16 protein-coding genes and 3 pseudogenes are annotated in these 23,154 nt (G+C 61.7%); 12 read left to right on the top strand and 7 right to left on the bottom strand.

Going from position 1 to position 23,154, the window contains the following annotated elements; genetic code table 11:
* From E5W70_RS21280 to E5W70_RS21270, 3 genes and pseudogenes are all read right to left on the bottom strand, one after another.
* The coding region (locus E5W70_RS21280; RefSeq protein ID WP_281035273.1) for a TCP-1/cpn60 chaperonin family protein at positions 1-193 on the bottom strand (193 nt) is incomplete at its 3' end.
* 65 nt (positions 194-258) lie between these two features.
* Positions 259-552, bottom strand: a pseudogene (gene groES, locus E5W70_RS21275) (co-chaperone GroES); the annotation flags it as partial.
* 62 nt (positions 553-614) lie between these two features.
* On the bottom strand, positions 615-962 hold the full coding sequence (locus E5W70_RS21270; protein WP_063169239.1) for a hypothetical protein: 348 nt from the start codon (positions 960-962) through the stop codon (positions 615-617).
* A 1,010-nt stretch (positions 963-1,972) separates the two neighbouring features.
* Between E5W70_RS21270 and E5W70_RS21265 the strand changes: the two genes are divergently transcribed.
* The 7 genes from E5W70_RS21265 (at position 1,973) to E5W70_RS21235 (ending at position 9,940) form a co-directional block, all read left to right on the top strand.
* On the top strand, positions 1,973-2,296 hold the full coding sequence (locus E5W70_RS21265) for a DUF736 domain-containing protein (protein ID WP_024505644.1): 324 nt from the start codon (positions 1,973-1,975) through the stop codon (positions 2,294-2,296).
* A gap of 181 nt (positions 2,297-2,477) precedes the next feature.
* Positions 2,478-2,747: a helix-turn-helix domain-containing protein gene (locus E5W70_RS21260; RefSeq protein ID WP_024505645.1), complete on the top strand. Its 270-nt coding sequence runs from the start codon at positions 2,478-2,480 to the stop codon at positions 2,745-2,747.
* Positions 2,744-3,292, top strand: a complete 549-nt coding sequence (locus tag E5W70_RS21255; RefSeq protein ID WP_024505646.1) for a S26 family signal peptidase — start codon at positions 2,744-2,746, stop codon at positions 3,290-3,292. Before E5W70_RS21260 ends, E5W70_RS21255 begins: the two co-directional genes overlap by 4 nt.
* The gene (locus E5W70_RS21250; RefSeq protein WP_024505647.1) at positions 3,280-3,963 is read left to right on the top strand and encodes a lytic transglycosylase domain-containing protein; all 684 of its coding nucleotides are present in this window, start codon (positions 3,280-3,282) and stop codon (positions 3,961-3,963) included. Before E5W70_RS21255 ends, E5W70_RS21250 begins: the two co-directional genes overlap by 13 nt.
* A 178-nt stretch (positions 3,964-4,141) precedes the next feature.
* Positions 4,142-6,112 carry a relaxase/mobilization nuclease RlxS gene (gene rlxS / locus E5W70_RS21245; protein ID WP_024505648.1) on the top strand — a complete coding sequence of 657 codons (1,971 nt, stop codon included), beginning with the start codon at positions 4,142-4,144 and terminating at the stop codon, positions 6,110-6,112.
* A 355-nt stretch (positions 6,113-6,467) separates the two neighbouring features.
* Positions 6,468-7,454, top strand: coding sequence for an ATP-binding protein (locus E5W70_RS21240; protein WP_292661944.1), 987 nt, complete (start codon positions 6,468-6,470; stop codon positions 7,452-7,454).
* 17 nt (positions 7,455-7,471) lie between these two features.
* Complete coding sequence (locus E5W70_RS21235; RefSeq protein ID WP_127808970.1) at positions 7,472-9,940, top strand: S8 family peptidase; 2,469 nt, start codon at positions 7,472-7,474, stop codon at positions 9,938-9,940.
* 204 nt (positions 9,941-10,144) lie between these two features.
* Here E5W70_RS21235 and E5W70_RS21230 read toward each other — a convergent pair whose 3' ends face one another.
* From E5W70_RS21230 to E5W70_RS21215, 4 genes are read right to left on the bottom strand one after another with little or no spacing between them, the layout of a single operon-like run.
* Positions 10,145-11,704: an E2 ligase fold family C protein gene (locus E5W70_RS21230; protein WP_128288078.1), complete on the bottom strand. Its 1,560-nt coding sequence runs from the start codon at positions 11,702-11,704 to the stop codon at positions 10,145-10,147.
* Positions 11,705-11,707: 3 nt separating this feature from the next.
* A complete protein-coding gene (locus E5W70_RS21225) occupies positions 11,708-12,196 on the bottom strand; it encodes a Mov34/MPN/PAD-1 family protein (protein WP_126057777.1) in 489 nt (162 codons plus the stop codon).
* Positions 12,193-12,810: a putative metal-binding protein gene (locus E5W70_RS21220; RefSeq protein ID WP_128288077.1), complete on the bottom strand. Its 618-nt coding sequence runs from the start codon at positions 12,808-12,810 to the stop codon at positions 12,193-12,195. The genes E5W70_RS21225 and E5W70_RS21220 overlap by 4 nt, the downstream gene beginning before the upstream one ends.
* Positions 12,803-13,099 carry a DUF2604 domain-containing protein gene (locus tag E5W70_RS21215; protein ID WP_292661936.1) on the bottom strand — a complete coding sequence of 99 codons (297 nt, stop codon included), beginning with the start codon at positions 13,097-13,099 and terminating at the stop codon, positions 12,803-12,805. Before E5W70_RS21215 ends, E5W70_RS21220 begins: the two co-directional genes overlap by 8 nt.
* A gap of 903 nt (positions 13,100-14,002) precedes the next feature.
* Here E5W70_RS21215 and E5W70_RS21210 point away from each other — a divergent pair.
* The 5 genes and pseudogenes from E5W70_RS21210 to E5W70_RS21190 form a co-directional block, all read left to right on the top strand.
* Positions 14,003-14,896: pseudogene (locus E5W70_RS21210) on the top strand (hypothetical protein); the annotation flags it as partial.
* Positions 14,897-14,984: 88 nt separating this feature from the next.
* A complete protein-coding gene (locus E5W70_RS21205) occupies positions 14,985-15,863 on the top strand; it encodes a type 2 isopentenyl-diphosphate Delta-isomerase (protein WP_292661935.1) in 879 nt (292 codons plus the stop codon).
* 86 nt (positions 15,864-15,949) lie between these two features.
* Positions 15,950-16,181 (top strand): annotated as a pseudogene (locus tag E5W70_RS21200) (IS5/IS1182 family transposase); the annotation flags it as partial.
* Between the two features lie 667 nt (positions 16,182-16,848).
* Entirely contained in the window at positions 16,849-19,155 is a 2,307-nt protein-coding gene (locus tag E5W70_RS21195; RefSeq protein WP_128288075.1) for a S9 family peptidase, read from the top strand.
* Positions 19,156-19,988: 833 nt separating this feature from the next.
* Positions 19,989-23,154: Ulp1 family isopeptidase (locus tag E5W70_RS21190; protein WP_292374949.1), on the top strand; the 3,166-nt coding region annotated here is incomplete at its 3' end.

Here is a 23,154-nt window from a genome sequence, read left to right as displayed (position 1 = left end):
TGTCCTCAAGCTCGATTTCCTTGGCGACGGTGACGCCGTCCTTGGTGATGCGCGGGGCGCCGAACGACTTGTCGATGACCACGTTGCGGCCCTTGGGGCCGAGCGTGACCTTCACCGCGTCAGCGAGGATGTTGACACCGCGCAGCATGCGCTCGCGGGCATCGCGGGAGAATTTTACGTCTTTGGCAGCCATTTTTAGCTCCTGGCAGGGGCTTCAATCGAGCCCGGGAATTCAGTTGACGAAAGGGCCTGATATGAGCCGATGATGCCCATGATGTCGGATTCCTTCATGATCAGAAGGTCTTCGCCATTGAGCTTGACTTCCGTGCCCGACCACTTGCTGAACAGGATGCGGTCGCCGGCCTTGACGTCCAGCGGGACCAGCTTGCCAGCTTCGTCACGAGCGCCGAAGCCGACAGCGATGATCTCGCCTTCCTGCGGCTTTTCCTTTGCCGTGTCGGGGATGATGATCCCGCCAGCGGTCTTGGATTCGGATTCGACCCGGCGAACGACCACGCGGTCATGCAGCGGGCGGAACTTCGACTTTGCCATTTTCGGATTTTTCCCTGGTGCGCTGTTGAGGGGTTTTTGTTAGCACTCGCGATGGACGAGTGCTAACGCGATAGTGAGGTAGGCTGTAAGCGGGCACTCGTCAAGACGGACGAGGGCAGGCGAGGAGCTCTGGCCCCCTCCCCGGTGGAACCCAACGCATACGCGGCATCCGCGTTGATGGCTGCGAGCCCCACATTTCCATTGAATTCGGCGTCATGACGCCAACTTGCTCGCGCCGCTTCCAAGTCGTCAGTCGTGCTGCCGTCAGCACGAACATAGGGCTGCGCTTCACTTCCCGTCGAAGCCGCGGCAAGCAGCGTCGCCGTCAGCACGCTCCTTTGCAGATGCTTGCCAAAGGTGGACAGTGAGCGCACCTGCGCCGGGCTGTTGGTGCGAACGTAAGACGTCATTGACAACTCCTTTTTGCAAGTCGAGCCCCTTCTCCACCTTCGGCCGCCGTCGACGCGAAGAAGTCCGCATCGCGTTGAAGACGAGCTGCGAAAAAGAGAAAGATGTGTTTGATGGCTGCGGCCCCAACGGTGCCTTCAGATTTGAGATCACTTCCGCCGCGAGCGGCTGAAGCTCCTCGCAACGTCAAATCGAATCTGCTGCCAAGCCTCCAGGAAAGGAGAGCATTGCTCATCTCGCGCTTGTGCATGCAGTCAACCTTCGATCCGTGTTGCCACATCAAGAGCAAATGCCGTGCCAAAGCTCACTGGGAAGTGAACGCATGGCTCTCCCTGAAAACCTCACAAATCCAGCATGGTCAATTGTGCGGAACCCGACATGCGTCTTCTGCCACTGTCAGCTTTCGGACAGGCATGACGCGTTTCGCGCCGACCACCGGTCGATCGGTTTTGGGGCCGGTCTGTTCGCCTCATAAGAGCGCGTTACATTGCGTAGCGGTTTCCCGAGCGCCGCCACATGACACTGGACCTGCAGGTAGCACCGGCTTCTCATCCAGCCTTACTTTGGCCCCCTCGCGTATCAAATTCCCGCTGGCGAGCCCTGCTTTCATAGATCGCACCATGCCGGATGTCTGCTCTGGCGCCCGACCCGCTGGCACGATCTCGATCCGGCATAAGGGCGCAGCATCTTTGCAGGCCGTTTCATCCCGGCGTCCTGCTTGGCTGACAGACCGCACTTGGCGAGCGGTCTCCATGCTCTCTCCAAGGACCATCCCTGCGGCTGGCTTGTCGACCTATGGGCGGGTCCGGCCGCCCGAAACCCTCGCGCCATCAGCTTTTTTCCCCGCCGCCTGCGGCGGCTTCCTCGCGCCGCTTCGCTCACAAAAAAGCTGCCCGCTCGGGTCCTTCACTGTCGCTGCGGCCCTGTCGGATTCAGGCGGTCCTGACGCGCCCATTACGGTGCGCCATCGCAGGGGATGGTCCCCGGCGAAACCACAAAAGGAGACTTCGAAATGACCGCGATCGGTTACGTCAACAAGCAGGAAAACGGCGCCTACAAGGGCCAGTTCAAGACGCTCAGCGTCCGCGCCGACATCGATATCGTCCCCAACCAGGCCAAGAGCGCCGATAACCATCCCGACTTCCGGGTGCTTACGCAAGGGGTCGAAGTCGGCGCTGGCTGGATCCGCACCGGCGAGACTTCCGGCAAGGATTATGTGAGCCTGTCGATTGCAGCGCCGGAGTTCGGACCGCGCAAGCTCTACGCCAATCTCGGCCGAGCCGCCGGCCAGGACGATCACGACACCTACGCCATCATCTGGAACCCGGCCGACTGACCGGCCGAGATAAGAGCCTCGCGCCGCAGCCCCGGCGCGGGGCTCATTCCCAGGAGTTCCACCCAAACCCCGTCCGCCCTAAAGGGCGGCGAAAACTCTCCCCCGACTCTTCGCCCGTCCCCGAGACGATCTCCCTCGCCCATCCTCGCCCTCGCTTGTCCGAAGCGAAACGAGGATCATCATGGACGACGAAAACGAACGCGCGGCCCGCGCGAAAAAGGGCAGCCCGTTTCTCAGCACAGCCCAAGCCGCCTTCTATATCGGGCTCTCCCAGCGCACGCTCGAAAAGATGCGGCTCAAGGGCGGCGGCCCGAAATTCCGCAAGCACGGCCGCTATGTCCGCTATCACATCGACGAACTCGACCATTGGTCGAAAGGACACCCGCAGCACTCCATCGCCGGCGATGGCAAGGCCGGTTCCGGCCAGGGCGGCACGGGAGGCCGTTCATGAGGCGGCGCCCTTCCATCCATCTGATCGGCAGCCGCCTGAGGCGTGTTCGAGCCCGTAAGACGGTCGCCTTGGCCGCGGCCGGTCTCGGTCTTTTGGGCTTCACGGCGCTGGGAAAGCCCGCCCCTTGGCTGGTCTGGAACGCCTCGGCCAGCGCGCCGATCGGCCTTTACCGCATCGCTGCGGGAGCGCTGGCGCGTGGCGATCTCGTGCTCGTGCGCCCGCCTGAATACGCGGCGTATCTCGCCGCCGAGCGCAGCTATCTGCCTCGCAATGTGCCGCTGGCAAAACGTCTTGCAGCGCTGCCGGACGATAATGTCTGCGCCTTCAATGACGCCATCATCATCGGCGGCGACATCGTCGCGCGCCGGCTCAAAATCGACGCCGAAGGCCGACCTTTGCCATGGTGGAACGGCTGCCGAGCGCTCGGGGATAACGAGGTTTTCCTGCTCGGCAGCGACAAAAACCGCTCCTTCGACAGCCGCTATTTCGGGCCTGTTCCCACTCAAAATGTCATCGGGAGGCTCGTACCACTATGGACCGAGTGACCCTCCTCTTGTTGGGCATGATCGCCATTGCGCCATGCGCCTGTTCCGCCTCGACCGGCGCTGAGCCGGTCGCCATCTCCCAAAGTCCGCAGCTGCGAAAGTGGCAGACGTTGGTATCGGAAGCAAGCCGGCGCTTCCATATTCCCCAAGCCTGGATCTATGCCGTCATGGCTGCCGAAAGCGGCGGCAAGACAATGCGCGGCGGCCGCCCCATCACCTCCCCCGCTGGCGCCATGGGCCTCATGCAGGTGATGCCCGGCACCTATGAAGAGATGCGGGTCGAACACGGCCTTGGGCCTAACCCCCACGATCCGCGCGACAATATCCTGGCCGGCACGGCCTATCTCAGTGCCATGTATGACCGCTTCGGATTTCCTGGCCTGTTTGGCGCCTACAATGCCGGTCCCGAGCGCTACGACGAGCATTTGAAGCGTGGCAAACCGCTGCCAGAAGAGACCGTCGAGTACCTCGACCAACTCAAGGCGGCCGGAGTTTCGGCGGCCGACATCGAGGCGTTCGAAAGCCAATCTGTCGCTCCAAAGGCGCAAATCGCTCCTCTCGGACGGTCGCTGTTCTTCATTCATGACGGTGTTCACTCAGGCGTGCGAAACGGCGATCTCTTCGTGCCGCTCGGCAAGGACGGCGCGCAGCCGAAGGAGCCGGTGCGTTAGCCATGGCGGACGGGGGCGCGTCTGGCGGGGCTGGGCGCGGAAGGCAAGATAAAGGTACCGCCTCCAGGAGGCGGTTAAATCTTTGTCTGCACATCGTTTTTCCGGGAGGCTGCCGCCGGTGCCAAGAGGGTTTGACGTGTAAGTGTCTGATTTTGCTTGATATGTCTGGGAGGCTCGCATTAAGGATGACGAGTTCAGGCCGAAGCTCGGCAAAATCGGGTCGCGCGGCTCGAAGGCCGGCAAACGCTATGCCGGCCAGGTTCGTGCGGCGATCAACCGGGCTGGCGGCCGGCCGCAACGCGGTGGTCGCTTCACAGGAAGCCGGACAGGGCGCGGCGGGGCGGCCGCCGCACTGCTGAAATCGCGCGACCGGTATGCCGCCTTCCGCCAGCGCCGGGTGATCGTCAAGGCGCGGGTCGTCAAGCTCGCCGGCAAGGGCGCGGACGGGGCGCGTGCCCATCTACGCTATCTTCAGCGCGACGGGGTCACCCGCGAAGGTGAACCTGGCGAGCTCTACGGCGCCGACAGCGGCCGCGTCGACGGCAAGGCGTTCATCGATCGCGCGGACGGCGACCGCCATCAGTTCCGCTTCATCGTCGCTGCCGAAGACGGCATCGAGTACGACGACCTCAAGGCGCTGACGCGGCGGCTCATGGCGCAGATGCAGGAAGACCTCGGCACGAAGCTCGACTGGGTCGCGGTCGATCATTTCAACACCGGCCACCCGCACAGCCACATCATCGTCCGTGGCAGGGACGACCGTGGCGAGAACCTGGTCATCGCGCGCGAATATATCTCATCTGGCATCCGCGAGCGGGCGGCCGAGCTGGTCAGCCTCGATCTCGGTCCGCGAACCGACCGCGAGATTGAGCTTCGCCTGCGCCGGGAAATGGAGCAGGAACGCTTCACCAGCATCGACCGTCGGCTGCTCAGCATGCGTGATGATGACGGCCTGGTCTCGCCGGGCGGTCCCGACGCCATTCGCCAGACGCTGCACCAGGGACGGCTGCGCAAGCTCGAGCGGATGGGTCTGGCCGCGGAGGTCGGCGCTGGCTCCTGGCGCCTCGACGATGAGCTCGAAGCCACGCTGCGCCGCACCGGCGAACGCGGCGACATCATCAAGACCATGCACCGCGAACTGACCGGCAAGGGGCTTGCCCGCAGGGCCGCCGACTGGGTGATCCACGATCGATCCGGCGAGCCCGTCCAGTCTCTCGTCGGTCGCGTTGTCGCGCGTGGACTGGCCGACGAGATCAATGACCGCCATTACATGATCGTCGACGCCGTCGACGGTAAGAGCCATTGGATCAACATCGGTAGAGGCGAGGCGATGGAAACGATGCCTAATGGCTGCATCGTGCGTGTCGCGCCAAGGAACACCGAGCCGAGGCAGGTCGATCGTACCATCGCCGAAATCGCCGCCGCGCATGGCGGCCGTTACGACGTCGATATGCACCTGAAGCATGACCCATCCGCCACCGAGAGCTTTGCGCGAACGCATGTGCGGCGGCTGGAGGCGATCCGCCGCGCGACCGGCGGCGTCGAGCGAGAGCCGAACGGCACCTGGCTCATCGCGCCGGACCATCTCGATCGCGTCGCGAATTATGAGGGCCAGCGGGCCAGGGCCGAGCCTGTCGTTGCCGACAAGCTCTCCTCAATGGCGCTGGAGCGACAGGTCAGCTTCAACGGCGCCACCTGGCTCGACCGGGAGCTGGTTGCCGATAGACCCGAGCCTTTGCACGGATCCGGCTTCGGCCGCGACGTGAGAGAGGCGCAAGCTCGCCGGCGGCAGTGGCTGATCGCGCAAGGCCTCGCGCATAAAGAACAGGATGGGATCGTCTATCGAGCCAACATGCTTTCGATCCTGCGCCAGCGAGAACTGAACCGTGTTGCTGGCCAACTGTCGGAGGAACTTGGCCTGCCCTATGCCGAAGCGCGATCCGGAGGACGAGTAGAGGGTACGCTCCGCCGCTCCGTCGAGCTTGCCAGCGGAAAATATGCCGTCGTTGAAAAGTCGCGCGAGTTCACGCTGGTGCCATGGCGGCCGGTGCTTGAGCGCCATGTGGGCAAGGAGGTCTCCGGTGTCGTGAGTGGGGAGGGGATTTCATGGACCGTCGGCCGGCAAAGGAGCGGACCTGGTGTTTCGTGAGATGGTGTACAGCTTTTTAGCCAGCGGCGCGGGCAGCCATGCGAGCCCGCGTAGACCTTATGGCCGCACGCCCGCAATCGGTCGCATGGACCTGCCAGGCGGGGCGGCTTTGGAGCGTTCGGACCCGACACGCTGCGTGAGTGGCCAGACTTCGAGCGCTCGAAGATGCGGACTGTTGTCTGCTGGCCGGCGTTATTCCGGCTGGCCTATGACCGCGGCGCAACAGTTCACCGCTGAAGTTGCCACGGGCGAACATCGACAAGAGAAAAAACACCATTGCGCGTTACAAATCGCCGTTGAAAGCGTTTAGGTTGCATGCGCTTCGCCAAGTAAACGGATACCCCAGAAGAGAGCCATGACCACGGCCCGCCATATCGTGACGCTGCTTAAAAGCCACATTGCCGGCGACGAGGATCGTTTCCTCTCTATCGCGATGCAGCTTGCTGCGCATGAGGCACGTCAAGGCCATGGCAAGCTTGCTCAGGAGCTCAAGGATCTGGTCGACGCGGCCAAGAGCAGGGACGCCCGGATTGCCAAGAGCAGTCGGCCGGTTCCCCTTTTTCAGCCAAAGGGCGAACTCGCAGGCCTCCTGCATGTGCGCTATCCGGACCTGCGACTGACGGACATGATTTTGCCGGACAGTCTGCGCTCGCGCCTGCACCGCGTGCTGGGAGAGCAGCGCCAACAAGCAAGCTTGCGCGAGCACGGGCTTGTTCCCCGTCGCAAACTGCTTCTGGTCGGCCCGCCAGGATCAGGCAAGACGATGACCGCATCGGCATTGGCCGGGGAGCTTCATCTGCCCCTTTTCATGATCGTCCTCGATGGTTTGATCACCAAGTTCATGGGAGAGACTGCCGGAAAGCTGCGGCTTGTTTTTGATGCAATGCAGGCGACGCGGGGCGTCTACTTCTTTGACGAATTCGATGCCATCGGCGCGCGTCGAGGCGAACGCCAGGATGTTGGCGAGATTCGGCGCGTGCTGAATTCGTTTCTGCAGTTTCTCGAGCAAGACGACAGCCACAGCCTGATTATTGCGGCAACAAATCATGCCGAGTTGCTCGACAGAGCTTTGTTCCGCCGTTTCGACGATGTCATCGAATACGACGTGCCCGATCGGCCGATTATCGAGGCGCTGCTTCGGGCTCGACTCGACCGCTTCGACACCAGAGGGCTTGCCTGGAACGAGGCGATCTCTCAGGCAGAGAGACTGTCGCAGGCCGAGATCACCCGCGCGGCCGACGACGCTGCAAAAACCATCATATTGCGGGGGGGGAAGCGGATCACCTCGGAAGCGCTCATCGACGCTCTGAAGGAACGCCGGCAGGCTTCGCTGTCTGAGTAGCGACAGCACAGATCATAATGGCAGACGATTTTCCGCGCGACCGCGCCCATATCCACCTTCGCAACAACGGCATTCGGGAAGCCTATCGGCGGCCCAACCAACTTATACATGCACCGCCGCTGCCGGCGCGTGATCGGGCGTCGCATGCTGCGGCCTTGACGCAATCCATCGAACAAGCGGTCGAAAGTGCACGCCAGCAGATTGCGGCGCGTGACCCCCAGCTGTCGGTCGGCACGCCTGGCTTTTACCTCGAGATCGATCTGCCCATGTCCGGACGGGCGGCCCTCGACCAGTTGGCCGATCGTCGCCAGCACATGGAGCTGGTCGCCGTCCATGAGCCAACTCAACCCGGTGCTCCCATCACAGCGTCGGTGTTCCTGCCGCAAAGCGCGCAAGCCTATTATTTGAGGAAAGTCGAGGCGTATCGAGACGTTGACACTGACCGCGGCAGACCGCGCAACGAGCCGCTCGTCTCCCGCATGGAGACAGTCAGGCTGGCGACTGCACGATCGTTGTTTACCGACCACGACGACCTCTTCCCCCAGGCCGCTGACGAGCAGGTGTGGTGGGAAGTCTGGCTGCGCGACGGTCGCCGCGAGAACTTCGAGCACATTGCCGAAGCCCTGAACATCACTTTGCGCACGCATGCGGTCAGGTTTCCGGAGCGGGTGGTCATGCTGGCACTCGCCAGCACGGCAATGCTCGACCGCATGATTGCGCACAGCGATGTCGTCGCCGAGCTGCGGCGCGCGAAGGATACGCCGTCCTTCTTCATGGGCCTTGGCGGCGCGGAGCAAAGGGACTGGAGCGACGAGCTTCTCGGGCGCGTCAGACCGCCTCAATCCGATATTGCGGTCTGCATTCTCGACAGCGGCGTACGTCGCACCCACCCGTTGATCGAACCCGCACTTGCCGTTGAAGACTGGCACACCGTCAAACCGGCATGGGGCAGCGACGACACACCTGCGTGGAGCGGCCACGGGACGCGAATGGCAGGTGTCGGCCTGTACGGTGATCTGGTCCCGCTCCTGGTCGGAGGCGATCCAGTTCCATTGCCCTTTCGGCTGGAGAGTGTCCGTATCCTTCCGCCAGAAGACGAGGCAAACGATCCAGAACTCTATGGCGCGATTACCGCGGAAGCGATCGCCCGCGCCGAGGTGCAGGCGCCGGAGCGCCGCCGCGCGATCGCAATGGCTGTGACAAGCGCCAGTCCGGCGCGTGGAAGGCCCACATCGTGGTCTGCCGCTATCGACCAACTCTGTTTCGAAGAGGAGCAGCGACGCTTGATCGTTCTCTCTGCCGGCAACATCGGCGATGACCTCATGCCGGCCGAGCATTTGACGCGCAACGATCTGGAAGCAGTCGATGATCCTTCTCAGGCCTGGAATGCGCTGACGGTCGGCGCTTTCACAGAAAAGGTCGATATCATTGACACCGACTTTGCGGGCTACGCTCCGATCGCGCCGGTCGGCGAGCTCTCGCCGCGCAGTCGCACTTCGGTCGTTTGGGACAGGCAGTGGCCGGTGAAGCCCGAGGTCGTCTTCGAAGGCGGCAATCTCGCCCATGACGGTGTGTTGCCTGGCGAGCCGATCGACGATCTGCAGATATTGACCACTTTCTATCGACCCGAACTGCGCCACTTCACCACCCTCGGAGATACGAGCGCGGCAACGGCCCATGCCGCACGGATGGCGGGACTGATTCTGTCAGCGCGCCCCGAGCTGTGGCCTGAAACGGTTCGCGCCCTGATCGTCCACTCGGCCGAATGGACTCCGGCGATGCGCGCACGCATCGATGCGTGCAACGGAGCGAAGGGCGAGATCCAGGCGCTCGTGCGGCGCTATGGTTACGGCGTGCCAGATCTTGGGCGCGCGCTTCTGTCAACGGTGAACGACCTCACGCTTATCGTTGAAGATGAGCTTCAGCCTTTCCAGCGCGAGGGCGGCGCGGCTGCCAAAACGCGTGACATGAAGCTGCATCGCCTGCCTTGGCCGAAGGAGCAGCTCGCGGCGCTCGGCGCTGCCCAGGTCGAGCTCCGCGTCACGCTGTCCTATTTCATCGAACCCAACCCCGGTGAACGCGGATGGACCCGCCGGCATCGTTACGCGTCCCATGGTCTTCGGTTCAGAGTAAAGTCAGCGACCGAGACAGTCGACGAATTCCGAGCCCGCATCAATCAGGCCGCTCGGGACGAGGAGGAAGGGGCGCCTGCTGGAGGCGGAGAAGAGTGGCTGCTCGGCACCTTCCGCGATCGCGGCTCGTTGCACGCCGATTTCTGGTCGGGCAGCGCCGCCGATCTCGCCGAGCGTGACGCGATCGGCGTGTTCCCGGTCGGGGGCTGGTGGAAGGAGAAGCCTTACCTGGAACGCGTCGACGCTCTGGCTCGGTACGCCCTGATTGTGACGATTCGGGCGCCTGGGGTCGATGTTGACATCTTCACACCCGTCGAAGCAGCCCTGACTGTCGAGACGTCGGTCGAGACCTGATGCAGCACTGTCCAAACCGGCCAACAACGGAGGTTTGACCAGCCTCTGGTGCCATGGCGGCTGGTGCTGGATCATCACGTCGGCAACAGGGATCATGCGGAGGACGATAGGCCGCCAAAGGAGCGGGCCAAGCGTGTCATAATGGCGCCCATGGTCACGCCCACAAGCCGCGCCCCCTGCGTCTACGGAGAGGTGCGCGTCTGCTTAGGCGGCCGAGACATCGCTTACCTGATCAACGCGCTCGCCGTATTTGCGCCTGTAAGCGGCAATGAAATCGTCGTCGCTACAGATGCAGCGGCCGCTGGAGTCCTTGGCCTTCGGATCGTGCAAGTGAGAGCCAAGGGGGCGCAGAAGATTCACCCGAGTGCTCGTCGTCGGGCTCATGGGAAACCCCGCACTATGTTTGACCAAATCCGCGGCAAGCATAATCCCGGCAAGCACCGACTGAAAGGCCATCGGAACCACAGTTCGAACGCGGCGACTTCCTTCGCTAAGCTGGAACACCAGACCGCCGCAGATAGCCTGCTGATAAAAGGAGCGCAGGGGCTGGCCAACAAACGGGGCTAGCGGTTCAAACGGCACAGCCATCGCTGTAGCCACGCGAACTACAAAGTCGTTGGGAACTCCGGCATTGGTCTGCAGGAGCGTTTTCACCTGCTCGTGTGCTTCCGGTATTCCGAGTTCCTCGGCAATCAGCTGGTGCTCGTCCTTGGATTTTCCGGATGGCAGGTACATGCAACAAAGGCAAGCCTGGCCGTCATCGAAACCATGCCGGGAGATACCGAGATCGTGCTCCTGCGTCCAAGCGTTTGCGATCCATCGCGGCAGTGCACCTTGGACAGCCAGACGGTCGGCGGCGGTGTCAAGCGCCACACCCACTTGGTCGAAGACCCAATTGCCCCGGCGCGCAACATATTCTGCCCACGTCAGAGGGTGCGCCTCGACCTCAAGGGCAGTCGATCTAAGGGCGGTGGCTGCAAGAACCGCTTTGGACATACCAATCTCGGCCTGGCCAGCCAATGCGTAGCGCTGCAGGTTTGAGAGTTCGATCGCTTCGTGATCGATTACATGCAGACGACCCTTGAGATCGGGTTGTCTCGCTAGCGCCCAAAGCGAGCCATGGCCTACCGCACCGAGCCCAACGAGGTGGGTTTCGCCAAGGTCGACTGGGAAGTCGATCGGGCCAGGCTCCCCGGCTTTGGTCTTGTCGTAGCTGCATAGCGAGAGGTCGATGGTTTCGTCCAACTCGGCGCCGGTCAACTGGGCAGCGAAGATAGTTCGAAAGACGTTGGCGGCGCCGAAGCAACTGGCGGCGCCAGCTCCATAAGGCAGCAGACTTGGGCCAGAGCCCACCGGGTCCGTACGCGACAGCTTTGCCGCCCAACCGTCCGATCCCACGAAAAAGATCGGGCACCGGAGTGATGGGCGCGTTACCCCTGCAACGACGCAGACGGTGGCAGACTTGCCGGAACGCCGGATGCCGACTTTTGGATTGATCGACTTTGCCAAGCGCTCCAGCGCTTGGGCTTGAGAGCTCGCCGCGCTGTCCAGCGGGATTATCGCCAGAACCGGGTAGAGCCTAGCGAGCAATCTCACCGCAAGATCTAGTGTCGCCTGGCCTTCGGCGCAGGAAGCGGCCTGATGGTCGAAGGCGACTGCCACGACCTGCTTTTCAAGAGCTGCTTTGAAGTCTCCCAGATGAAAATCGGCCAGGACCTGAGATGCCGCCGTGGCGGCGCGATCGATGAAGTTAGCGAATGCCATTGTTCAACTCGATATCATGATCATTCGCGACAGTGCCGCGGGAGGGAGCGCATTCCATTTGGCCTTTTCGTCAAGCCGATAGGCGGCGACCCGAGCAAAATCGAAAGGCTCGCGGGCGAAATTCGGCACGACCAGCGACAGACACCCAACCGTGGTAGCAACCGCATAAGCGTCGTCCGTCGTCGAATGGTAGGCGCGGCCCGGATGGCTGTGAATCTGGGCCAAGAGTTTCAGGCCGCTTTTGTAGAGCCAGACATTGAGCCGGTGCAGTTCTTCGGCCGCAACGATCACGCAAACGCCATCGTTTGTCCGAATGTGACGCTGCGCCGGGATAACCGTCTCTGTTACGGCAAAGTGCCGGTCTTGCTGAACGCCGACCCAGAGCGCCATCCCCTCATTGCCTTCGCGACCAACTGAGCGCAGATGCCCATGCGTGGTCGAGATGCAGCCGCGCGGGAGAGTCACGATCGTTACATCTCTCAAACCAGTCATTCTTGTATCGCCTGAGGGGATACCACCATTCCTACGATTGTCGGTTGGAGTTGAATCTGCAACTGCTCTATAGGAACGATTCCGTACTTGATGATCTTGTCCAGGATGAAGGCCAAACAGCCTTCGCCAGAACCCCGATGAAGCAGCCATGGATCACCTGAATGGGCTGGATTGTCGTGGTATTCCCGGACGCCCGCCATGCACAGGAATGGTTCGTCCTCGGGACTGTTGGCCTGGATGAAGTCCGTCAGCGGCACGGCGTTCTGCTGGATGAGAGCTCCTATCATTTCCGGCGGCGTTCCGGGCAGCGGCGGACGTCTAAGCATTTTCAGGTATAGATCTTTCCGGGCAATCGGATGACGCGTAAACGGATCGACGAAGACCACGGACGGTGGTCTTAAGTCGTAGTCGGTGAAGTCGACCTCGCTCGCTGCGCTGATCACCCGTGGTTTTAACTTGAGGCTTGCGAAAATGAAGAAAGCGCGCGGAAAGGTCGCCTCGATCAAGAAGCAGCCCTGAGCCCGATAGACATCAGCATATCGCCGGAACCGGCCGATCTCCCGATCAAACTTCGCTCGGGAGACCTCCGGATCCACACTTTGGGGTTTAGGCACCTGCGACGCCCGCCTTCAGGCTGAGGAACAGGGTCATAGTATTCGGGAAACCGAAATCGCCAAGCTTCTTGTCGACGTCGAGCAAGTTGCCGGCCTCATCCTTCAATTCCCAATTCTCGGCTGGTTGGGCGACGTTCTGCGTGTTCTCAAGGGCTTTGGTACGAATGACGTGAAGCGGCTGGTTGGGATTGGCTTCGACCTGCGTGGGCTGGCCGTTCACCACCACCGTGATCTCGATCTTGCCCGGTCCGCCGCCGTGATTATCGCCCTTACCCGAATCCTTCGACATTGTCCTACTCCTGTGGCTTGCCAACCGCCCCACGCCCTGGCGCCCACCTGCGAGTGAGACCGGCGGTCTTCAATCGTTCACCCGGCGCCACGGCCGCGAGTACGCGAAAGACAGGGGATAAGCTACCGAATCGGTGCTTGCCTTCTTTTATGGGTGACTTGAGCCGCAAGTAAATGGTCTCAAATTGCTCCTCACAACTATAATCGATTAGAGCAATGCAAAAATATTGGCGACACGCCTATTCATCTGCTCTCTCACTCGCCTGCTCCGTGCTTGGCAAGGGGAGCTTTGACTGCGTCACGCGTCCCCCAAGCAGCCGATTGCGCCGGCAGCGCCGTAGGAACCGTCGTTCAGAGTCTTCACCACTCAAGCAGCCGCATGGATGCAGCCGACGCTCGTCTCCACAAACAGCGCAAGTGGTGCCTTGTTGGATAAGGTCGCCTCGTCCCTGGTGCAGCATCTGTCGGAACGGGTCCGCTGCGAGACCATGCCTCATCATCGCGCATGCGCAGCAGCCGGCGGTCGATGCTCGTAAGGCGTTCTGCTCATTTCGTGGCGAAGGCGCTGCTCGACTCGCGGACATATGCGGGCACCGAGGCGGAGGCTGACCAGTCGGCGCCGCGTTCGCGGATGTCGCTTGCAATGTGCTCGCGTGCGTTTGCCGCCGGCGACCTTGCCGTCCTCGCCTGCTATGGCGAGCCGGCGCAAGCGGATTGCTCGATACTGCCGGCGAGGCTGCGGGCCGGCTCCAAACGGCCGTTCACAAGAGCTTGCATCAGCAACTGGCAATCGGATCGATAACTTCGCGATCGCCGTTACGGCGCGGAGATGCGGTCTCGCCGGGTTGTGGCTGGCGCTTTGTTGGGGGCGGCGCGTCGTAGCCGAGGGAGCAGGGGCGGCGCCATGATCCAGACCGAACGCGCGCTGCAGCAGGTGCTTGAGTGGGGGCGTGCCCTGACCGGTTTCGCGGATGAGCATGCTGAGGAAGCGGTAAGGGGCGGCCAGTATATCCTGCAACGCATTCACCCGAGCCTGCGCGACACCAGCGCCCGCACCGGCCGCGATCCGCAGAACGAAACGCTGATCGTGGCGTTCTATCGCGAACTGGCGCTGCTGTTCTGGCTAGACGATTGCAACGACGTTGGCCTGATCGCGCCGGAGCAGCTCGCCGCCGTGGAGCAGGCGCTGGGGCACGGCGTACCGTGCGTGCTCTCCGGATTCGAGGGCTGCGCTCAGCTGCGCGCTTCGCTGGCTGCGCTCGCTTACGATCGTCGCGACTATGCTCGGCTTCTCGACTATACCCGGTGCTACTGCGCGGCGCTGCGCGCCGGACACGCGCAGGCGGCAGGGGCGCGACGCTGGTCTTACGCCGAGTACCTGCACAACGGCATCGATTCGATCGCTTACGGGACCGTGTTCTGTTGCCTGTCGCTGCTGTGGGGGCTGGACATGGCGACCTTGCGCGCGCGTCCAGCGTTTCGCCAGGTCCTGCGGCTCATCTCAGTGATAGGGCGCCTGCAGAACAATCTGCATGGACGCGACAAGGACAGGTCGGCCGGCGATAACGCGGCGATCCTGCTTCTGCAGCGCTATCCGGCTATGCCTGTGGTTGAGTTCCTCAACGACGAGTTGGCCGGCCATACGCGCATGCTGCACCGGGTGATGGCGGAAGAATGCTTTCCCGCGCCGTGGGGACCGTTGATCGAGGCGATGGCGGCGATCCGCGCGCAGTACTACCAGACTTCGACCAGCCGCTACCGCAGCGACGCTGCAGGGGGAGGCCAGCGTGCGTCGGCCTGGACGCGCCGGAGGCGGCGGCTTGGGCGCGCTGCCGTCGGTTCGATCCGACGCAACGCCGTCGCCCGCTGCTACGGATGGAGCGAGCATGAGCGACACCGCCCTGAGCCGGCGAAAGGACGAACATCTGGACATCGTGCTGGATCGGCGAACGGCGCCGGCCACGGTGGCCGCTGGCTGGGAGTACATCCATTTCGAACGCTGCGCACTGCCCGAGTTGGACCTGACGCAGATCGACCTGCGCGCCTCGCTGCTGGGCAAGGCTATGCGCGCGCCGCTGCTGATCAGCTCTATGGCCGGCGGCATGCCACGGGCCGAGGCCATCAACCGGCATTTGAGCGAGGCATCGCAAGCCTTGGGGATCGCCATGTGCGGTTCGCAGCGTGTGAGCCTGCAATCCCGCAACTCCCAGGGGCTAACGCGCGCGCTGCGCCGCCTGGCGCCAGACATTCCCTTGCTGGCCAATATCGGCGCCGCGCAACTGCGGGAGGCCGACGGCCTGGACCTGGCGCGTCGCGCGGTGGACGCGCTGGAGGCCGATGGGCTCATCGTCCATCTCAATCCGCTGCAGGAAGCGGTACAGCCGGAGGGCGACCGCGACTGGCGCGGCGTCCTGGCGCTGATCGCTGGCGCCGCGCGCATCGTGGGCGTGCCGATCGTGGCCAAGGAAGTGGGGGCTGGCCTGTCCGCCTCGGTGGCCTGTGCGCTCGTCGAGGCGGGCGTGGCGGTAATCGATGTCGCCGGCGCCGGCGGAACCAGTTGGGCCGCAGTGGAGGGCGAGCGCGCCCGCAATGCCGCCGACCGTGCAGTGGCGATGTCATTCGCCGATTGGGGGATTCCCACCCTGACCAGCGTGCAGGCGGTGCGTCGGGCGCTGCCCGTCGCCTGCTTCTGCACGGGCTCGGCTGATCTGGCGGCGTTGCGTCAGGCGCGCTTGTTGCCCTCGTCGCATTTGTCCGCCGGTTGATGTCGGCGTCGTCCGCACGCTAACAGCAGGCTGCTGAAATACCTACGCCAAAGACAGACTATTGATCCCCCTGGCGAGACGGCTCGATTGACGGGAGCGATGTGTTCATGGAGCAGCTGTTCACGATGAAGCGGTTGGAAGATTTCGTTCCAGCCGGTCATCCTGGTGCCCGCACCGGCTGATGATCAATGGAGCGCTGGTGCGGCTAGACGGCATCCTTTCCGGCATGTACGCCTGCAGTGCCAAAGGCGGTCGCCCCAGCGTTGCGCCGGAGAAATTGCTGCGGGCCGTGTGTTGCAGGTGTTCTACAGCGTCCGTCGGAATTGATGCAGCAGGTGCTGCTGTGGCAAGGCCAAGACCCGGGAATGCCGTCAGCTTTGATCAGGCGCTTCGGGCCGTCGGAAACGCGCGAAGAGTCCGGCTTTCGAAAAAGGCCGAACGCCTCAGATAAAGCCAGAACTCCTTGGGTCACCATCAAACCAATTTGACGCCCCGGGACAATTTCGTCCGGCATTGTCCGGTGTGCGACGATGTTGGGGATGCGACATAGGCGGATTGCCGTGTATTTAAACCGCTTTTCCTTTGGCACGCATATTGCGCCCTATCGGTAAACCTCGTCATGGGCCGGCGGCAATCGCTCGGAGATTGTCGAAATAGCACAATGATTTCTGCCGGGGTGACATCCGGCCCGACTAGAGCAGGACCTTTCAGATGATGCAGAAAAGCAAGCGGCCATACTCGCGGGGAAATAGTCGCGTCAGGGCTGCATGGACGCTCTTTCCTGGTTGTTTCGGCGGCGGACGCCAACTCTTCAATCGGCACCCGAACCGGTGCCTGGATGTCCAAGGAGCGCCCCTGTTGCGCGTGCCTGGCTGCACCCGCGTGCTGGCTCTCCTCCAAGGCGACGCTTCGGCGCTGCTGCAGACCGGCGACGAGAACCCAACTTCAAAATTAGCATTCCGAAAACCGAAAGAAGTGAACAGGTATGTCCAGGATCGGCGCTTTGACGCGCGCCGCATGGCGATCGGCAACTCAGACGCTGGCCAAGGGTTCGAAAAGTTTACACCCGACGCTAGCGCCGGCCGATTTCAAGCGCGCACTTACGATCAACGATCGATATGGCGGGCTCACTGTCAATGTCCCCAAAATGCCTTTCTGGCTGACCGGGGGTGAAGCCTTCGTCTACCGCCGGACTAGCCACGGCGAGCAGCAGTTCATGCAGGTCGATGCTGCCACGGGTTTCAAGCGGCCCGCTTTCGATCAGGCGCGTCTGGCGGCAGCGCTAAACAAGGTGAGCCATGAGAGCTATCAAGCCGGCAATCTTCCGTTCGACCGTTTCGAACTGAGTGAGGATGGTCGCAGGCTCGACTTCCAGATTGAAGACACCCGGTGGAGCTGCGACCTTGCAAGCTATGACTGTACCAGCACCACATTCGATGCAAGGAAAGGGGACCGTAGGGAGCTCAGCCACCGCTACACGCCGCCAGCGGAGAACAACCCCGACAAGAGCAACGCGTCGCCCGACGGCAAATGGATCGCCTATATCAAGAACTGCAACGTTTTCCTGCGCAGCGAGGACGGATTGCAGGATGTTCCTCTGAGCCGGGACGGAGCCGAAGGCAATTGCTACGTCTTTTCGACGCTGAGCTGGTCGCCGGACTCGCGCCACCTCGCCGCTTACCTTGTTCGCCCCGGCTATAGGCGAGAGGTCCGCTACCTCAATTCTTCGACGGACCAGTTGGAGCGGGGATATTCAACAAAATTCTATCCCAGGCCGGGCGATGTCCTTCCGCTGCCCCAGCCAGTCCTGTTCGACATTGCCGGCCGGCGCCAGATCGTGATTGACGGTGCCCTCTTCTCGAACGTCTTCGAACTTTCCCCTATCCGGTGGTGGGCGGACAGCCGCGGCTTCACTTTCGAATATAACCAGCGCGGGCATCAGCTCTATCGCCTGGTCGAGGTAGACGCCGCCTCGGGCCGCGGGCGCTCCCTGATCGATGAGACCAGCGAGACATTCGTTGATTATTTGCCGCTGGGGCATGGCCAGGAGGATGCCGGAAAAATCTTCCGTTACGATGTCGATGACGGGAAGGAGATCATCTGGGCATCAGAGCGCGACGGGTATGAGCATTTGTATCTTTTCAACGGCCGGACAGGCGCGCTCGAAAACCAGATCACCCGAGGTGAGTGGGTCGTCCGGAGGGTCAACCATGTCGATCCGGTCAAGCGTCAGATCTGGTTCGAGGCGAGCGGGATGAACTCGCAGGAGGACCCCTATTGGGTCCATGCTTACCGCATCGGCTTTGACGGCAAGGGACTGACTGCACTGACGCCCGAACCGGCCAACCACCATATCGAGTTCTCGCCTGACAGGCGCTATTATGTCGATCTCTGGTCACGCATCGATCTGCCCCCGCGCATGGCACTCTACCGCGCCAGCGACAATGCCAAGCTCCAGCAGATCGAGACGGCCGACATTTCCGAGCTCGTCGCCGCAGGCTGGCAGCCGCCGCTCAGTTTCCATTCCAAGGGGCGCGACGGCAAAACTGACATCTGGGGCGTGCTCCACCTGCCAGCCAACTTCGACCCGACGAAGAAATACCCGGTTGTGGAGAATATCTATGCTGGACCCCACGGCTCCTTCGTCCCAAAATCCTTCTCGCGGTGGACAGAGCCGCTCACGCAGCTGGGCTTCGTCGTTGCTCAGATCGACGGCATGGGCACCAACAACCGCTCCCGCGCCTTCCATGATGTTGCTTGGAAGAATCTGAAGGACGCAGGATTTCCCGATCGCATTCTGTGGCACAAGGCGGCGGCCGCGCAATATCCATGGTACGACATATCCAACGTCGGCATTTTTGGCGCATCCGCCGGCGGCCAGAGTGCAGTCAGCGCGCTGCTCTTTCACCCCGATTTCTACAAGGTCGCCGTCGCCAAAAACGGCTGCTTCGACAACAGGATAGACAAGACCTGGTGGAACGAACTTTGGATGGGGTGGCCGGTCGGCATTGAATATTCGCAATCCTCCGCCGTTGACAATGCTCACAGGCTGCAGGGCAAGCTGATGATCGCGGTCGGCGAAATGGATGATAATGTCGATCCGTTTTGCTCGTTCCAGCTTGCCGATCGACTCATCAAGGCAGGAAAAGATTTTGACATGGTCTACGTTCCTGGTGCCAATCACCATACTCTAGGCACCTACACCGAGCGCAAACTCCTAGACTTCTTCGTTCGCAACATTCTCGGTCAGACCCCGCCCGACTGGAACACCAAACCGATCGAGCTGGAATAGCTTGTGGCTCTTGCAATTGTTAGCTCGCCTTATCAGCTGTAATCAGGGCGAGGCGCGAGCAAATCTGCACCGAAGGACGATCGTGGAGTCTAGGACTTGCGCTGCGTATTGAGGATCGGCTCGCCGCGACGTTGGTCTGAGCAAACTGCTTGATTGGCACGCCTGCAGACCGCGTGTGTGCGATTGCAAGATCCCCTATCAGCCTGGTGTGAAGCGTTCAGGGGAAAAGCCGCACCCAACGCCGCTTCCGCTCGCCGTAACGCTACGGCGGTGCGGCCCACCGATCCGCTCGACGAGCATTGGAACACATAGGTCCCCGAACGGACGATTGCCTTGGCAATAGAAGACCCTCGTCGGTCATCGCCGCTGTGGGTGGCAGCCCGTCGGTCTGGAGCTGCCACGATTCTCATCCTCGCGTCACATATGAGCTGAAGCTTTCCGGATCGGGTATCCAATCGGCATCCAGTTGCTCGGCGATATGGTTGAATTCTGCCCTCAGGACAAGAGTGAGTAGAGCAGCCCCGCTACGAAAATCCCATCCTGGTTCGTTTGACGCATCGACTATTCAGATTGATTGGCGTGATACCCGGCGCGGCCGCAACACGCGAGGCCGTCAACCGCTGAGCAGAAAACCAGCCTTCGCCTTCCGCGGCGGCGGACCTCGTCAGCCTCTCGAAAGCTTGCCTGAGTAGGTTGCTCATGTGATCTGTGGAAGTGAGGATAGCGTGCACCCGTACAAACTAGACATTCATCGTGGCAGCTTGGCTGCAGGTGCAGCACGCCGTACCGCACGAGCAAGCGGACAGGCCGGCCAAGCCGGTTTTGAGCAGCACTTGGGCGAACTGCAGGCGGCGGACGAGTTGATGGGTGCGCTAGGCGAGGAGGTCCTCGTCAATGGCTCGCATGGTAAAGGTGAGTTGAGACCAACGAAGAGGCAGAGGATCCAAAGCAATCTGCAGCATGCTGTCACTGAGCGGCAACCAGGTGAGGTTGGCAACTCAGGCGCTCGCGTGATGATGCAACTCCCCACCGATCAGGTGGGTACATCGGAACGGGAGGCGCAACTTGTGATGCAGGGGGACGAGCACGAATACACCCCAGCACCGCATCTCGACGGGTCGATGCCCTCGACAGTGCAGCCGGATCGTCCAATTGTGGTCCCCGACGGTGCCGACAAGCGTCCTGTTTATTCCAACGATGCCACCGCCATCGAAGGGCTGAAGTCAGCACTCCTTGCGGGTAAAGCCAGGCCGGACACGGTCACTCGCAGCACAAATTCTCTTTTCGGCTTTAGTCGTTGGCTCTTTCAAAACAACAAGCCAGGGCTTGCTGCTCGGCTTTACCATCCGTCGCTGAGCCAGGATCTCGAGGAGTACGAGAGTAGGGGTGGTTCCTCCACCGTGGCTGGCGCACTGCGTCAATTGATGAAGTCGATGGGCGGAGCCGGCCCGATTGTGGGTCGCGCTGTCCTGAACCCCCATCCTGACGACGCCGCGCTCACCAGACATTTCAGATCCGCGAGCGGCTACGCAACTGCTCTTAACCATTTCAGTCATTACCTACGTCAAAATGACAAGCTCGGAATTGCGGGTCGCATTTACGATAAATCGCTGGATAAAGATGTTGAGAGCTACAAGGCCGCCTCCTCTAATGGTGGAGCTCCGATCGAATCTGCGCTGGTTTATCTCCGCAAGAACCCGCCGCGCGTTATACTCGGGAATCATCTGGAAAACGCGGTCAGCATGGAGGCTCGTCCCCGTGGCGACGCTGCTCAGCATACCGCACCACAGCAGGGATTCGATTGGCCAGAGGAGCTCCTGCCGGTAGGTTATAAGGAGGGCACCGATCTACCATTGTCTCTCGCCCCAACCGCGCACCAACACCAAGCGCCCGACTTTGGAGAGGCCGTCCCTCACTTGAACTGGCGCCACGGCGACCAGGGCGCCCCGGAGGAGCTGGTAGCTGCACGGGACAGGAGCAGCCCGCTGCCAAGCGAGGCGGTGCCACATAAATCTGGACGGGGACTCGCTACGCAGCCCAGATTGTGGGCGGAGAAATCCGCCTCGCCAGAGCTCTTTCGACGGCGGGCGGAGCAGGCTCTGCCGGCGTCCGCCAGAGGTGTGGAGACATCCTCCGCGGTTGATGAAGCCGCGCAGGCCGCTCGCCAAGCTTTGGCTTGGTTGCAGCAGGAGATGGAGGGGATCGAACCGATGCAGGATCCTCATGAGGTGGCTACACCGGAATGTGAGGCGCAGCTCGTCAGGCAGAGGGATGAGCACGAATCCACCCCAGCACCGCATCCCGGAGGTGGTGGGTCGATGCCCTCGACAGTGCAGCCGGATCGTCCAATTGTAGTCCCCGACGGTGCCGACAAGCGTCCTGTCTATTCCAACGATGCGACCGCTATCGAAGGGCTGAGGGCAGCATTCCACGCGGGTAAGGCCAAAGCGAACACGGTCACTTACAATGTAAATTCTCTTTTCGGCTTTAGTCGGTGGCTCCTTCAAAACAACAAGCCAGGGTTTGCTGCTCGGCTTTACCATTCGTCGCTGGATCAGGATCTCAAGGAGTACGAGAGTACGGGTGGTTCCTCCACCGTGGCTGGCGCACTGCGTTACCTCAAGAAGTCGACAGGCGGAGCCCCGATTATGGCTCGCCCTGTCGTGATCCCCTATCCTGACGATGCCGAGCTCATTAGAAATTACAGAGCCGCTTCGACCAAGGAGTACCTGGCAGCGCCTGCGACCGGACGGAATCCAGATACCGTGGGCGGCTATACAAATTTTCTTAGACATTTTAGTCAGTACCTGCGTCAAAATAACAAGCTTGGGATTGCGGCTCGGATTCACGACAAATCGCTGGATAAAGATGTTGAGAGCTTCAAGGCTGTCTCCTATGGTAATAGGCTAAGTATCAGTTCTGCATTGGCTCACCTCCGGGATATCCTGCCGCGCATTGTGCTCGGGCGCGAAACTGTCCTTTCTGCTCATCCGGCAGACGCAGTCACCAGGCGCGTTGGGGCCGCTGCTGAAGCTGGGCCAGCGGCACCGGCAAGAGCTCCCCAACCCGCCTCGCCAGCAACCGCTAGGCTGCCAGGCACCTACCGCGGCCTTCCACTGGTTGATGTGACCACACTGACTACCAGTTCCTCTGGGGCTCAGATCGGGGCGCTCGATCCGACAGCCCCGTCCAACGTTGCAACGGGGCGGGTGCTCGGCGCCGCCGAATGGCTGAGCGACGCCCATATCCAGAGAGATTACAATTTGCTGGAGGGGCAACTGCAGGGGATCAATCCGGCGCTCGCTGCCCGGACTCGGCTGGTGGATCCTTCCGTATCCCATCTACTGCGACACACGTCGCCGCAAGACGCTCGAGGCATATTGCAGTCCATCTATAATCAAAACAACGCCACAGCCGACTTCCTGTTCTTGCCAGTGAATAATGGCACGGCTACTAGCCCCGGCACCCATTGGTCGCTGCTGCTCGTTGATCGCCGCGACCCGGAAAGGCGGTTCGCCTATCACTACGACTCCCTCCAGCGAGAGGGATATAACGACGTGCCTGCAAAACAGCTCGCAGGACTGCTGAATGCCACCTTGGCGCCAGCCCCCATGGCCAGACAGACGAACCATTATGATTGCGGCGTATTTGTCCTGGAGGGCACGTGGGCGCTGGTTGAACGATTGGTGAAAGGGCAGCGGCCAGACCACGAGCCGCTGCCCCTCGACAACCTCGTTGCCGATCGGCAGGCGCTGCAAGACCGGCTAAGGAGGCGCTTGCCGCACGAGGAAGAGCCGCGGCAGCTGCTGGAGGATGAACCCGCCTCCCCACCGATGATGGCATTCGAGCCAGGGGAACTGCGGCAACTGTTGGAAGACGAGCCTGCCTCCCCACCAATGATGGCGTTCGAGCCAGGGGAACTGCGGCAACTGTTGGAGGACGAACCTGCCTCCCCACCAATGATGGCGTTCGAGCCAGGGGAACTGCGGCAACTGTTGG

It is taken from the genome of Mesorhizobium sp., assembly GCF_005063415.1.
Classification (GTDB): domain Bacteria; phylum Pseudomonadota; class Alphaproteobacteria; order Rhizobiales; family Rhizobiaceae; genus Mesorhizobium.
This window is presented reverse-complemented; position numbering and strand designations above follow the sequence as displayed.